Genomic DNA, 12,042 nt, shown 5'->3' on the forward strand with positions numbered 1-12,042 from the left:
GGAATTGCTCTAAGCGCCCGCTTCAAAAGGGTTTACGAGCTTCAGGTCAAGCCCATCGAAGTCGCGGATATTGCGGGTTGCCAGCGTTGCATCCTGCGCGAGACAGATTGCGGCGATCATGGCGTCGGGGAGACTCATTGGACGACCCATTCGTTCGCACATCGCCCGCAGCTTGCCGGCAAGACGAGGAGCTGAGCCCGCAAACTCCGCGATGCGACCGGCAAACTGATGTGAAATCAGATGATCCAGGACACGGATATAGCGATCCGACCCCGTCCTGCTCAAAAACCTTTCCGCGCCAAAAGATTGCTCCATGATAACCGGACCGCACAGATAGAGTTCGAGAACGTCCTGCTTGCCAAACCATTCGGCAACCTTGGAATCAGGCGCGGGCTTGCCTGCTTCGGAAACGACATTGGTATCGAGGACGATCACTCGAGATCCTCGATCGGGCGACCAAAGTCATGTTTCCTTTCCGCTTCGATTTCGTCCATTATCTCCGCGAACGTCCCGTCCGTGGCGTTTTCAGCGACGAATGCCGCGCGGATCGCATCCCAAGCCGAAACGCCCGACTCAGGTTTGGTCTCTCTTTCCGCGACGATGCCTTTGCGCAAAAGATCGATAGCTTTGCCCGACAGGCTCTGGCCGCCCTTGCGGGCAGCTTGCTCGATTTCGCGCTTCAAAGGTTCGGGAATACCTCGGATCAGCATATCGCCCATTGCTATACCTCCTGGTATGATATCATCGATATCACACTAGGAGCCGATGCTCAAGGCGGCGTGCCCGGGCGGGCGTCAACCCACCATCTTGCCCGGTGCCTTGTCCTTGGCGAGTTTCTTGAATTTTTTCACCACCATGTCGCGCTTGAGCTTGGAGATGTGGTCGATGAACAGCACGCCGTTGAGATGGTCGATCTCATGCTGCAGGCAGGTGGCCATCAGGCCTTCCGCCTCGATCTCCTGCAGCTTGCCGTCGCGATCCAGGTACTTCACCCGCACGGAGGCGGGGCGCTCGACCTCGGCGTAGTAATCGGGGATCGAAAGGCAGCCTTCCTCGTAAACCGAGCGCTGATCGGAGCTTTGCAGGACTTCCGGATTGATGAAGACATGCGGCGCCGGCGGCTCGCCTTCCTTGGCGAGGTCGATGACCAGGAGGCGCCGCGGCTCACCGATCTGAATCGCGGCAAGGCCGATGCCCGGCGCGTCATACATGGTCTCCAGCATGTCGTCGGCGAGCTTGCGCAAATCGCCATCGACGCGCTCCACCGGTTTGGACAGCTGGCGCAGGATCGGATCGGGAAGAATGATGAGCGGCTTGATCGACATGGCGTCTCACCTAAGACCTCGCTGGAAAAGCGTCAACGGGGGCATTTGCGCGTCGTTCACGTTTTGATCTGTGCCGGCGACCCGAATCGGCTATGCTGCTGCCATGAACGACATGACGTCCATCCTTTCGGAGCCGATCGCGCGGCTCGGCGCCACCACGATCACGCTTGGCCAAGTGCTTGGTTTCGGTGCGCTGCTGCTGCTTGCGCTTGTCATGGCGCTCGTCGCGGGCCTGTGGCGCACGGCCAAGGCGCGCGCGGTCGCGGCGGCGGAAGCGGCCGACCACGCCCGCGATACCGAAGCGCGTATGGCCGATATCCTGCAGAGCCAGGCCGAGATGCAGGGTCGCATGGGTGCGATCGCCGAGGTGTTCGGCGCCCGGCAGGCCGAGCTGACGCAATCGCTTGGGCAACGGCTCGACGCCATGACCGGCAGGATCGGCCAGACCATGACCGAGCAGACCAAGTCGACGCATGAGAGCCTGGCCAAGCTGCAGGAGCGTCTGGCGGTGATCGACACCGCGCAAGGCAACATCCAGTCGCTCGCCGGCCAGGTCGTGCAATTGCAGGCGATCCTCTCCAACAAGCAGACGCGCGGCGCCTTCGGCCAGTCGCGCATGGAGGCGATCATTGCCGACGGACTGCCGCATGGCGCCTACGAATTCCAGGCAAGCCTGTCGAATGGCAGCCGGCCGGACTGCCTGGTGCGTATGCCGAACGGCACCCCGATGCTCGCCATCGACGCAAAATTCCCGCTGGAGGCGTGGAACGCCATCCGCGCCGCCGAGGGCGCCGACATGCAGAAGGTGGCAGCGCAGGCCTTCCGCCGCGATATCGAGGTGCATATCCGCGATATCGCGGAAAAATACCTGATCCGGGGCGAGACGCAGGACACCGCCTTCATGTTCGTGCCGTCGGAATCGGTGTTTGCCGAGATCCACGAGAATTTCGAGGCGGTGGTGCAGAAGGCGCACCGCGCCCGTGTCGTCATCGTCTCGCCGTCGCTGCTGATGCTGTCGATCCAGGTCATCCAGTCGATCCTGAAGGACGCCCGCATGCGCGAGCAGGCGCATCTGATCCAGGGCGAGGTGATCCGGCTGATGGAGGATGTGGCGCGCGTCGACGAGCGGGTGCGCCGGCTGCAGACGCATTTTAGCCAGTCGGCCAAGGACATCGACGACATCCTCGTTTCGACTTCGAAGGTGACCAAACGTGGCCAGAAGATCGAGGCGCTGGAGTTTGCCGAAGGCGAAGCCGAACCGCCACGCAACGGCCCGGTGAAGGTCGAAGCTGGCGCGCGGGTGGCCGATTCCAAGACCGGCCAGCTGCGGCTCAGGGTTGTCGAAGGCGACGAGTAGTCTCGCGACGCCGACGTCGGAAAGAGCGCACACCTTGGAGATTGGCCAGAACGCCCGTCGCTTCGCCATTCCAGGGCTGAGCAAGGAGCGAAGCGACGCGCGCAGACCCTAGAATCCGTGCCGTGACGCTAAGGCGTTGCAACAGTCACAGGATTCTGCGCCGTTGCGCCCTGCGGCAACGGTCACGGCATGGATACCCGGGTCGAGCCCGAGTATGACGAAGGGATGGGAGGCTTCCGCTAATCGCAGAGGTCTGGGACAACCCACTAACCCTCTACTGTCCTTCGACGGTCGTCATGCCTTCGAATTCCGGCAACCAGTGCAATGCCGAGCGGTGCCAGACCTGTCGTTTCGGTACCAATTGTTCACGTTGCCGCGCCGTGCCGACCCGGATGCCATAGATCTTGGGCCCGTCGCCCACCGACGTGGCGTAGAGATGCGAGCCGCATTCTCCGCAGAAGCCCTGGGCTCGCTTGGCGCCGCTTGACCCTGTCTTGATATAGACCTTCGGCGTGCCCTTGGTGATCCGGTAGTGATCTTCCGGCGCCCCGACGGTCACCCGAAAAGCGGTCCCGGTCAGTTGCTGGCAATCGGTGCAATGGCAGATTCCGGTCTTCTCCGGATCGACCTCCGCCTCGTAGGTGATGGCGCCGCAATGGCATCCGCCGTCGATCTTCATCGGCTTTCCTCCTCCAAACCTGGCTGCCATCAGCCTATCCCTCCTCCGAGGCGTCGGCGATGGCCTTGCGCCGCTGCTGCCATGTGCCAGTCGTCTGCGGCTTGACGAACAGCCTGGTGATTTCCGGCATCTCGTCCTTCAGCCGCGCTTCCAGTCGTTCGACGCAGGCTTCGATCTCTGGTGCCGTCAGATGATCCTCGAACTCGATGCTGAGGCCCGCGACGATCTGCCGTGGTCCGAGATGGACCGTCAGGACGCCATTCGCCCGCTGCACGGCGGCGTCTGCCTGTGCGATCGCCAGGACCTTCTCTTGCACGTCCGGTGAAGCCGGTTCGCCGATGAGCAGGCCCTTGCTTTCACGGGCGAGGAAGATCGCGGTCGCGCCGAGGATGATGGCGATGCCGATCGAGCCGACGCCGTCGAGTTCCGGCATCTGCAGCATTTGCGCGGCCGATATGCCGGCGAAGGCGACGGTGAGGCCGAGCAGCGCCGCGCTGTCTTCGAACAGCACCGTATAGACGCTTGGATCCTTGCTCGATTGCACCGCCTGCAGCCAGCCCTGGTTGCTGGTCTTTTGCTGGCGGAACTCCCTGAGCGCCACCAGCCAGGAACTGCCTTCGAACAGGAAGGACAGGCCAAGCACAATGTAGTTGACCTTGGCGTTGACGACCGGTTCGGGCGCCATGATGTGGACGATGCCTTCGTAGAGGGACACGCCGGCGCCGAGCGCGAAAACCAGAAGGGCGACGATGAAGCTCCAGAAATAGAGCTCGCGCCCATGGCCGAGCGGGTGGGTGCGATCGGCCGGGCGCGCCGCGCGATGCATGCCGTAAAGCAGGAGCCCGCCATTGCCGGTGTCGACCAGCGAATGCACGCCTTCCGACAGCATGGCGGAACTGCCGGTGAAGAAGGCCGCGGCGAATTTGGTCAACGCGATCGCGAGATTGCCGGCGAGCGCGGCATAGATCACCTTTTTCGATCCGCTATGGCCTGCCATTCGATCTCCCGATCCTCGGCCGATGCATTGAGCTTAGCGGCCCGCCGGCCGAAGCTCCACAGGCAATGCGCCGGATGCTCCAAGGTTCAAGGGTCAGGCCTCGAATATGGTCTTGTCACGGAAAACTGGTTGACAGCCGGCTAGCGGGCTTCGCAAACGCGCGCAGCCTCTTGCAGTCTTGCTCGTCTCTTGTTTCACTCAGCAGGCCCACAGTTCGAAGGAGCGAATCATGGCTAAAGGTGCGATGAAGGCGGGCAAGGAAGCCCGCAAGCCGAAGAAGGATGCCAAGAAGCCCGCCGCGGCCCCGGCACTCAAGGCGCCGCCGGTCAAGGCGATGCGCATCAAGGAAAAATAGAAGGCCGACCGAGGCCGGCCCGGCTTTTTGTTTCAAACCGGCGGCATGAAAATGCTGCCGGTGTTTTGTTGATCGGGAGACAAGGCACCTTATATCGGTGGCGCGAGGACGACCTCGCTTCCGCAAAAAACCGGCCGGGACGACCCGCCCCCATCAAGCATCCGAACCGATGCTGGAATGACGGAGTTTGCGATGTCCTGGATTTTTCTTTTCTTTGCCGGCCTGTTCGAGATCGGCTGGGCGATCGGCCTCAAATATACGGACGGCTTCTCGAAACCGCTGCCGACCGTGCTCACGGTCGTCTCGATGGTCATCAGCCTTGGCCTGCTCGGCCTGGCGCTGAAGACGCTGCCCGTCGGCACCGCCTATGCGGTGTGGACCGGCATCGGCACCGTCGGCACCGCCATGCTCGGCATCTGGCTGCTTGGCGAACCGGCGACCGCTGTGCGGCTTGCCTGCATCGGCCTGATCGTCTGCGGCATTGTCGGGCTGAAGCTCGTCGCCTGACACAAGACAAACGCGTTCAGGGCCGCTTTTGACGACCCTGAACAATATTCGAACGAAACCCGGCTGTTAGCGGGCCGAGAAGCCCGGGGGCGCCCTGCCGGTGCGCGCCTTGCGCGCCGCATAACGCGCGTCGCGCTTGGCTTTCCGTTCGGCTTCGTCGGAGAGGAGGCGCGCAATGCGCTCGGTCTCTTCGGCTTCCCGGATCTTCGCCTCGGCCTGCGCCGCCTCTTCGGCGGCGAGACGCGCTGCCTCCGCAGCAGCTTCGCGCTCGGCCCTTTCGACGGCTTCGCGCGCCAGCTTTTCCTGCTTCAGCCTTGCCTTCTCGGCTTCGCGGATCGCGCGGGCCTCGAGAATCGCCTTGCGTTCGGCCTGCTTGGCCAGCACGGCAGGATCATCCGCCGCCGGCTTCGACTTGAAGCGCTCCAGAAGCGCCTTCTTTGCCTCGTTCGCGGCATTGCGCCGCTCGAAAATATCTTTTTCCCTGTAGATAGCCAAGTCCACTTCCTTGCAGTCTATTCGCGACGCTTACATACGCGCGAAAGCGGCGAGTTCAAGCGCCAAAACGGTATGCCAGCCATGAAAATCTGCGCTGTTGCCGTAGGGCTACGCTGCGAAGCGATGCACCGTTCACAAATCGCGCCTCTGGCGGCGAGGCCGGGCGATCGCTACGTCTGGCGCCGATTGATACGCCAGAGATATTTCAGGAAGACAACAATGGAACTCGGTCTCTACACCTTCGCCGATGTCAGCCCCAAATCAGGCCCCGGTGCCGTCGGCCCGCATGAACGGCTGCGCAACCTGATCGAGGAGGTCGAGCTGGCCGACCAGGTCGGCCTCGACGTCTTCGGCCTTGGCGAGCATCACCGCCCCGACTATGCCGCGTCAGCGCCAGTGGTGGCGTTGGCGGCGGCGGCCGAGCGGACCAAGAACATCAGGCTCACCAGTGCGGTCACCGTGCTTTCCTCCGACGACCCGGTGCGCGTCTTCCAGCAGTTCGCGACGCTCGACCTGCTCTCCAAGGGCCGCGCCGAGATCATGGCCGGGCGCGGCTCCTTCATCGAATCCTTCCCGCTGTTCGGCCATAATCTCGAAGACTATGACGAGCTGTTCGCCGAAAAGCTCGAACTGCTTCTGGCAATCCGCGATCAGGTGAAGGTAACGTGGCAGGGCAAGCTGCGCGCGCCGATCAACGGCCGCGGCGTCTATCCGCGCCCATTGCAGGAGAAGCTGCCGATCTGGATCGCGATCGGCGGAACGCCGCAATCCGCGGCCCGCGCCGGCGTGCTCGGCCTGCCGCTGGCTTTGGCTATCATCGGCGGCGAGCCGGCGCGCTTCGCGCCGCTGTTCGACGTCTATCGCGAGGCGGCAAAGCGGGCCGGCACGGATGCGGCTGAACTTGCCACCAGCATCAACGTGCATGGCTTCATCGCCGAGACAACTGAAAAGGCGGCTGACGATTTCTACGGGCCGCAAGCTGAAGTGATGAACCGCATTGGCCGCGAGCGCGGTTGGGGGCCGACGTCGCGGGCGCATTTCGACCAGTCGCGCGGTCCGAACGGCGCGCTGTTCGTCGGCAATCCTGAACAAGTGGCGGAAAAGATCGTCGCCCAGCACAAGATCTTCAACAATGACCGCTTCCTGTTGCAGATGGCGATCGGGACGATGCCGCATGCCAAGATCATGAAGGCGATCGAGCTCTACGGCACCAAGGTGGCGCCGATCGTGCGCAAGGAGACGGCCAAGGCTCAACTGGCCGCGCCGGCCGCCTAAGCCGAGGCGGGGAGCACCGGTTTAGGTCAAGGGTTGCCCCATCATCTCGGCATGATGGGCCTCGGTTGCCTCGTCAGCCGGGAACATGCACTCGATGCGCAGTTCCTGCGCGGCGACGGTTTGGGGTGTGCCCACAGTGGTGACCATCGAGAAGTAGTTGAGGACCCGATCGTCCTTGATGAACCCAATTGGGATGGCGGGCATGAAGCCGATCGCCACAGGGTTCTTCCATTCGCTTTTCACGTCCGGATAAGCGAGCAACTCGGCCAGCAAATCCCTGGTCTTCTGATCGACGACGCGGCCGATGGATTCGCGATAGACGCGCTCGAACAAGCTCCTCGCCACATCGTGCCAATTGGCGATGAACGGGCGCATGCCTTGAGGATCGAACATCAGGTGCAGCATGTTGCGCGGCCCCTGGCGGGCTTGCATGTCGATGAACCGACCAAAGAAACGCGGCGTGGACTGGTTGGTCATGAGCACGTTCCAGTATCGATCCATGACCAGGGCCGGAAAGGGTTCGTGCTGGCGCAACATGCGGCTCAGCGCATTGGTCACGGCCGCCATTTCCACGGAGTCCCAGGCATTCTCGGAAAATATCGCCGCGTAGCCCGCCGCCAGAAACAATGCATTGCGGTCGCGCAAGGGGATATCGAGCGCCTGGGCGATAGCCATCAAGGTCTGACGGCCCGGAACGCTGCGGCCGCTTTCGACGAAGCTGATCTGCTTTTGCGAAATGCCCGCATCGAAGGATAGATCGAGCTGGCTTCTGCCGCGCAAATCACGCCAGTAGCGCAGGAGCACACCCAGGTTCGGCGTCGTGTTGGACTTGAGAACCGGCGATTTCATACATCATGTCCTTGCAACACCAGCACCATGCATGGCGACCCTGCCGCCGGTAGTGCCGACACCGCACGGATGGCCGGTCCGTGCGATGTCGATTGACGGTCAGGCCGCCGCGGCCCACGCCTGGGGCTGGAAGCGTTCCTCGATCGGCGTGCCGGCCATATTGGTGGTGGTTGCCGCCATGGTGGAAATGCCGACACCGGTTACCACCTCCAGGATCTGCGCCTGCGAATAGCCTGCCGACGTAAACGCATGGATGTCGGCATCGCTCACATTTCCTCTTTTCTCGATCAGTGCCTTGGTCAGCGCCGAGAGTGCCGCATATTTGCGGTCTCTCGGCAACCGGCCGTCACGGATCGCCTGGACTTCGCTTTCGGCAATGCCGTCTTCGATGGCGAATGTCGAATGGGCGGCAACGGTCCAGGGACATTTGATGGTGACCGCATTCGTCAGCAGGAGGACCTGCTTTTCGATCTCGTCGAGGCTGCCGCCGTGAAAGCTGCCAAAGGTGGCGGCGAACCCATTGAGAAGCACCGGATTGTTCGCCATGGTCGCCATGACGTTCGGCAGGAAGCCAAATCTCTCTTCCAATGCTCTTAGTGTTGCCCTGGATTTCTCCGGCGCCGATTCGATCGTCTGAAGGTTGAATCTCGGCATTGTAACGTCCTTTCTAAGACCGATTCCTGATCACATGCATCCTTCGCGTTGCGCGCGGAAGTTTTGAGCTGCCGCTTTCCTTGCTGGCATTGCGAAAGTCTGCGTGTGTTAGACCCGCTGACGGCATGGCCTCAATTACACGCCATGTAATATTTGGAAGACGCGGATGAATTTTCGCGTGGCACCGAGAGACCGGTTCAGCAACGTCTCCGACAGCCGGCTTATGGAACCTGCGCCAGCAATTGCGCGTTTGGTGCAGGCAATTGCCGCGTGGAGGGACGTTGGCCCGAGGGGGTGCCCATGAAAGCCGAACCGATCGCGCCAAGCGTGAGCGACGAAAGTCCCGACCCGCGCGTGCAGGCTTGGGCCGACATGCGGCTGGTGCGCTCGCTGCTGATCGGTATCTTCATCTTCATGACCATGGCAGCGCTCTATTTCGGCCGCGCCTTCTTCATGCCGGTGATGCTCGCGTTCCTGCTGGCGTTGACGCTGACCCCGATCGTGCGGGTCCTGCGCAAGCGCGGCATTCCGGAGGTCGTTTCCGCCACGCTGCTGGTCCTGTTGTCGATCTTCGTCTTCGTCAGCGCCGGCTACCTGCTCAGCGGACCGGTCATCGATCTCATCAACAACACATCGACGATCGGCCAGCAGCTCACCGAACGGCTGGCGCATTTTCAGCGACCGCTCGCCAAGATCATGGATCTTGCCCATCAACTGGAAGGGTTGACCGAGACCACCCAGGAACCGGGCGTGCAGAAGGTCGCGGTCGCGCCATCGGGCATTCTGTCGTCGGCCGCCGGCAACATTCTGGAAGCCGGCACAGCGATCACCATCGTCTTTGTGCTGTCGCTGTTTCTGCTCGCTTCAGGCACGCTGTTTTACGAGAAGATCGTCCAGTCCTTCACCAGCATGAGCCAGAAGAAGCGGGCGCTGCGCGTCGTCTATGATGTCGAGCGCGAGATCTCGCACTATCTGCTCACCGTCGCGCTCATCAATGCGGGTCTCGGCACGGTGATCGGGCTTGGGCTGTGGGGGCTCGGCATGCCCAATCCGCTGGTCTGGGGCGCCGCCGCGGCCCTGCTCAACTTCCTGCCCTATGTCGGCGCGCTGATAACCATCCTGCTCGTCGCGATCATCGCCCTTATCAGCTTCGATACGATCTCCTACGCGCTGCTTGCGCCGGCCATCGTGCTTTTATGCGATGTCGTCGAGGGCCAGTTCGTGACGCCGATGGTGGTCGGCCGGCGCCTCGAGATCAATGCCGTGGCGATCTTCATCGCCATCGCCTTCTGGTCGTGGCTGTGGGGCTTCGTCGGCGCGCTGATGGCGGTGCCGCTGCTGGTGGTGATCAAGGTGTTCTGCGATCATTTCGAGGGCCTGAGCCATGTCGGCAATTTCCTCGCCGCGCAGCAGAGCTTCGTCGTCGACGACGAGACCGGCGAGCAAGACCACAAGACCGCGACTTAGAGCAGTCCGCCGTTCACCGAGCTGCGGAATGCTCTATCTTCCGTTGACGCAACCCCGGACGGAAAACCGTTTCACACTTTTCCTGGAATTGCTCTATCTCCTGTTTGACGCAATTCCGGACGGAAAACCGTTTCACACTTTTCCTGGAATTGCTTTCGTCTGGCCCAACGCCGTGTCCGGTCGCCTGTTTGCGGTGGCCATGGCGCGTGCCTATATCGGACCGGTCACGCTGGACCCGCCCTTGATGAATGAATTCGACCTCGATGCCTATTTCGCCCGCATCGGCCATAGCGGGCCGAGGGATGCCTCGCTTGGAACGCTGCAGGCATTGCACGCCATACACCCGCAAGCGATCCCGTTCGAGAATATCGATGCGCTGATGGGTGTTTCGGTCGGGCTCGATCTCGCTTCACTGCAAGACAAGGTTTTTCGCCAGGGCCGCGGCGGCTATTGCTTCGAGCACAACCTGATCTTCATGCATGCGCTGAAAGCGCTGGGTTTCAGCGTCAGCGGCCTTGCGGCGCGGGTGCTCTGGGGCCAGCCGGACGACGCGCTTACCGCGCGCAGCCACATGCTGCTGCGCATCGAGCTTGACGGCCGCAGCTGGATTGCCGATGTCGGCTTCGGCGGCCTGACGCTGACGGCACCGCTGCTTCTGCAACCAGACCTCGAACAGCAGACACCGCACGAAGCTTTCCGCGTCGTCGAGGCGCAGGATGATATTCGCCTGCAAGCCAATATCGGTGGTCATTGGCGCACGCTTTACCGCTTCGACCTAAGCCAGGCCTATGAGGTCGATTACCGGGTCGCCAGCCACTTCCTGTCGACGCATCCGAGCTCGCATTTTCTCTCGACGCTGGTCGCCGCCCGCGCCCTGCCGGACAGGCGCTACGCGCTGCGCAACAACCGGCTGTCGGTTCACCATGCCGGCGGCCGCAGCGAGCAACGCGAAATCGCCGCCGCGACCGAACTCGCCGACGTGCTGGAAAAGCAGCTCGCCATCGTCATTCCGGACCGCGCCGCCTTCGAGGCGAGATTGCGCGAAAAACACATCGTGGAGACCTGATCATGACAGCCCTTTCGGTCCTCGACCTGTCGCCGATCACGCAAGGCAGCACCGCGTCGCAGTCGCTGGCCAATTCGCTCGACCTTGCCCGCCACGCCGAGCGACTCGGCTACACCCGCTACTGGCTGGCCGAGCACCACAACATGCCGGGCATTGCGAGCGCGGCGACGTCCGTGGTGATCGCCCATGTCGCCGGCGGCACCAAGACGATCCGCGTCGGCGCCGGCGGCATCATGCTGCCCAACCACGCGCCGCTGGTGATTGCCGAGCAATTCGGCACGCTGGCCGCGCTTTTCCCCGGCCGCATCGACCTCGGGTTGGGCCGTGCGCCGGGCACCGACATGATGACGGCCAGGGCGCTGCGCCGCAACCTCGAGTCCACCGACAATTTCCCGCAGGATGTGGTCGAGCTGATGGGCTATTTCCAGCCGGCGGAGGAAGGTCAGCGCATCCGCGCCGTGCCCGGCGAAGGCCAGGAAGTGCCGGTCTGGATCCTCGGCTCCAGCCTTTACGGCGCGCAGCTCGCGGCGCTGCTTGGCCTGCCCTACGCCTTCGCCTCGCATTTCGCGCCAGCCGAGCTCGACCATGCCCTTGAGGTCTATCGCACGCGCTTCCAACCGTCGGCGCAGCTCGACAAGCCGCATGTCATGCTCGGCCTCAATGTCTTTGCCGCCCCCACCGACGCGGAAGCGAAGCTGTTGTTCACCTCGCTGCAGCAGGCTTTCGTCAATTTGCGCAGCGGCCGGCCCGGCCAATTGCCGCCGCCGGTCGAAGACTACGAGCGCGACCTCGATCCAATGGCCCGGAGCATGCTCTCACAAGCGCTGTCTTGCGCCGTCGTCGGATCGCCGGAAACGGTGCGCCAGGGCATCGACGCCTTCGTGCGCCGCACCGGCGCAGATGAGCTGATGGTGACGGCGCAGATCTTTGACCATGCGGCGCGGCTGCGCTCTTTCGAGATCCTCGCCGATGTCCACAAATCGCTGTCGCAGGCCGCCTGACAGCTATTGCTTTTG

The 12,042-nt window shown here is 62.6% G+C and carries 15 protein-coding genes; 7 read left to right on the forward strand and 8 right to left on the reverse strand.

The annotated features are described in order from the left end of the window. Nucleotides 1-9: 9 nt before the first annotated feature. The 3 genes from AB6802_RS03900 to def form a co-directional block, all read right to left on the reverse strand. Nucleotides 10-435 (reverse strand): type II toxin-antitoxin system VapC family toxin, encoded by a 426-nt coding sequence (locus AB6802_RS03900; protein ID WP_371008691.1) that lies wholly within the window; start codon nucleotides 433-435, stop codon nucleotides 10-12. Next, on the reverse strand, nucleotides 432-719 hold the full coding sequence (locus AB6802_RS03905) for a plasmid stabilization protein (protein ID WP_371008692.1): 288 nt from the start codon (nucleotides 717-719) through the stop codon (nucleotides 432-434). The genes AB6802_RS03900 and AB6802_RS03905 overlap by 4 nt, the downstream gene beginning before the upstream one ends. 75 nt (nucleotides 720-794) lie before the next feature. Continuing rightward, nucleotides 795-1,325: a peptide deformylase gene (def, locus tag AB6802_RS03910; RefSeq protein ID WP_371008693.1), complete on the reverse strand. Its 531-nt coding sequence runs from the start codon at nucleotides 1,323-1,325 to the stop codon at nucleotides 795-797. Between the two features lie 103 nt (nucleotides 1,326-1,428). Here def and AB6802_RS03915 point away from each other — a divergent pair, with 103 nt between their 5' ends. Then, complete coding sequence (locus tag AB6802_RS03915) at nucleotides 1,429-2,682, forward strand: DNA recombination protein RmuC (RefSeq protein WP_371008694.1); 1,254 nt, start codon at nucleotides 1,429-1,431, stop codon at nucleotides 2,680-2,682. Nucleotides 2,683-2,956: 274 nt separating this feature from the next. On the opposite strand, the gene AB6802_RS03920 is transcribed toward AB6802_RS03915, so the two are convergent. Next, nucleotides 2,957-3,361, reverse strand: a complete 405-nt coding sequence (locus AB6802_RS03920; protein WP_371008695.1) for a GFA family protein — start codon at nucleotides 3,359-3,361, stop codon at nucleotides 2,957-2,959. Nucleotides 3,362-3,395: 34 nt separating this feature from the next. Beyond that, a complete protein-coding gene (locus tag AB6802_RS03925; RefSeq protein WP_371008696.1) occupies nucleotides 3,396-4,358 on the reverse strand; it encodes a cation diffusion facilitator family transporter in 963 nt (320 codons plus the stop codon). Nucleotides 4,359-4,587: 229 nt separating this feature from the next. Between AB6802_RS03925 and AB6802_RS03930 the strand changes: the two genes are divergently transcribed. Together AB6802_RS03930 and sugE are read left to right on the forward strand one after the other, a co-directional pair. Next, nucleotides 4,588-4,713: a hypothetical protein gene (locus tag AB6802_RS03930; RefSeq protein ID WP_081294138.1), complete on the forward strand. Its 126-nt coding sequence runs from the start codon at nucleotides 4,588-4,590 to the stop codon at nucleotides 4,711-4,713. A 192-nt stretch (nucleotides 4,714-4,905) separates the two neighbouring features. Further along, nucleotides 4,906-5,220, forward strand: coding sequence for a quaternary ammonium compound efflux SMR transporter SugE (sugE, locus tag AB6802_RS03935; RefSeq protein ID WP_371008697.1), 315 nt, complete (start codon nucleotides 4,906-4,908; stop codon nucleotides 5,218-5,220). A 66-nt stretch (nucleotides 5,221-5,286) separates the two neighbouring features. On the opposite strand, the gene AB6802_RS03940 is transcribed toward sugE, so the two are convergent. Then, nucleotides 5,287-5,715, reverse strand: coding sequence for a DUF6481 family protein (locus AB6802_RS03940; protein ID WP_371008699.1), 429 nt, complete (start codon nucleotides 5,713-5,715; stop codon nucleotides 5,287-5,289). A gap of 219 nt (nucleotides 5,716-5,934) precedes the next feature. Between AB6802_RS03940 and AB6802_RS03945 the strand changes: the two genes are divergently transcribed. After that, complete coding sequence (locus AB6802_RS03945; protein ID WP_371008700.1) at nucleotides 5,935-6,990, forward strand: LLM class flavin-dependent oxidoreductase; 1,056 nt, start codon at nucleotides 5,935-5,937, stop codon at nucleotides 6,988-6,990. Between the two features lie 21 nt (nucleotides 6,991-7,011). On the opposite strand, the gene AB6802_RS03950 is transcribed toward AB6802_RS03945, so the two are convergent. Next, nucleotides 7,012-7,839, reverse strand: coding sequence for a helix-turn-helix domain-containing protein (locus AB6802_RS03950; protein ID WP_371008701.1), 828 nt, complete (start codon nucleotides 7,837-7,839; stop codon nucleotides 7,012-7,014). A 99-nt stretch (nucleotides 7,840-7,938) separates the two neighbouring features. Next, nucleotides 7,939-8,493, reverse strand: coding sequence for a carboxymuconolactone decarboxylase family protein (locus AB6802_RS03955; RefSeq protein ID WP_371008702.1), 555 nt, complete (start codon nucleotides 8,491-8,493; stop codon nucleotides 7,939-7,941). 300 nt (nucleotides 8,494-8,793) lie between these two features. On the opposite strand from AB6802_RS03955, the gene AB6802_RS03960 reads away from it, so the two are divergent. From AB6802_RS03960 to AB6802_RS03970, 3 genes are read left to right on the forward strand one after another with little or no spacing between them, the layout of a single operon-like run. Then, a complete protein-coding gene (locus AB6802_RS03960; RefSeq protein ID WP_371008703.1) occupies nucleotides 8,794-9,960 on the forward strand; it encodes an AI-2E family transporter in 1,167 nt (388 codons plus the stop codon). A 28-nt stretch (nucleotides 9,961-9,988) separates the two neighbouring features. Continuing rightward, entirely contained in the window at nucleotides 9,989-11,026 is a 1,038-nt protein-coding gene (locus AB6802_RS03965) for an arylamine N-acetyltransferase (protein WP_371008704.1), read from the forward strand. Between the two features lie 2 nt (nucleotides 11,027-11,028). Further along, entirely contained in the window at nucleotides 11,029-12,027 is a 999-nt protein-coding gene (locus tag AB6802_RS03970) for an LLM class flavin-dependent oxidoreductase (RefSeq protein ID WP_371008705.1), read from the forward strand. Nucleotides 12,028-12,042 lie beyond the last annotated feature (15 nt).

The organism is Mesorhizobium sp. RCC_202, from assembly GCF_041355295.1.
GTDB lineage: Bacteria > Pseudomonadota > Alphaproteobacteria > Rhizobiales > Rhizobiaceae > Mesorhizobium.

Coding starts and splice junctions, on each gene's coding strand:
- sugE (WP_371008697.1), top strand. CDS start 4,906: ATGTCCTGGATTTTTCTTTTCTTTGCCGGCCTGTTCGAGATCGGCTGG.
- AB6802_RS03920 (WP_371008695.1), bottom strand. CDS start 3,361: ATGAAGATCGACGGCGGATGCCATTGCGGCGCCATCACCTACGAGGCG.
- AB6802_RS03930 (WP_081294138.1), top strand. CDS start 4,588: ATGGCTAAAGGTGCGATGAAGGCGGGCAAGGAAGCCCGCAAGCCGAAG.
- AB6802_RS03945 (WP_371008700.1), top strand. CDS start 5,935: ATGGAACTCGGTCTCTACACCTTCGCCGATGTCAGCCCCAAATCAGGC.
- AB6802_RS03915 (WP_371008694.1), top strand. CDS start 1,429: ATGAACGACATGACGTCCATCCTTTCGGAGCCGATCGCGCGGCTCGGC.
- AB6802_RS03960 (WP_371008703.1), top strand. CDS start 8,794: ATGAAAGCCGAACCGATCGCGCCAAGCGTGAGCGACGAAAGTCCCGAC.
- AB6802_RS03955 (WP_371008702.1), bottom strand. CDS start 8,493: ATGCCGAGATTCAACCTTCAGACGATCGAATCGGCGCCGGAGAAATCC.
- def (WP_371008693.1), bottom strand. CDS start 1,325: ATGTCGATCAAGCCGCTCATCATTCTTCCCGATCCGATCCTGCGCCAG.
- AB6802_RS03965 (WP_371008704.1), top strand. CDS start 9,989: ATGCTCTATCTTCCGTTGACGCAACCCCGGACGGAAAACCGTTTCACA.
- AB6802_RS03905 (WP_371008692.1), bottom strand. CDS start 719: ATGGGCGATATGCTGATCCGAGGTATTCCCGAACCTTTGAAGCGCGAA.
- AB6802_RS03970 (WP_371008705.1), top strand. CDS start 11,029: ATGACAGCCCTTTCGGTCCTCGACCTGTCGCCGATCACGCAAGGCAGC.
- AB6802_RS03925 (WP_371008696.1), bottom strand. CDS start 4,358: ATGGCAGGCCATAGCGGATCGAAAAAGGTGATCTATGCCGCGCTCGCC.
- AB6802_RS03950 (WP_371008701.1), bottom strand. CDS start 7,839: ATGAAATCGCCGGTTCTCAAGTCCAACACGACGCCGAACCTGGGTGTG.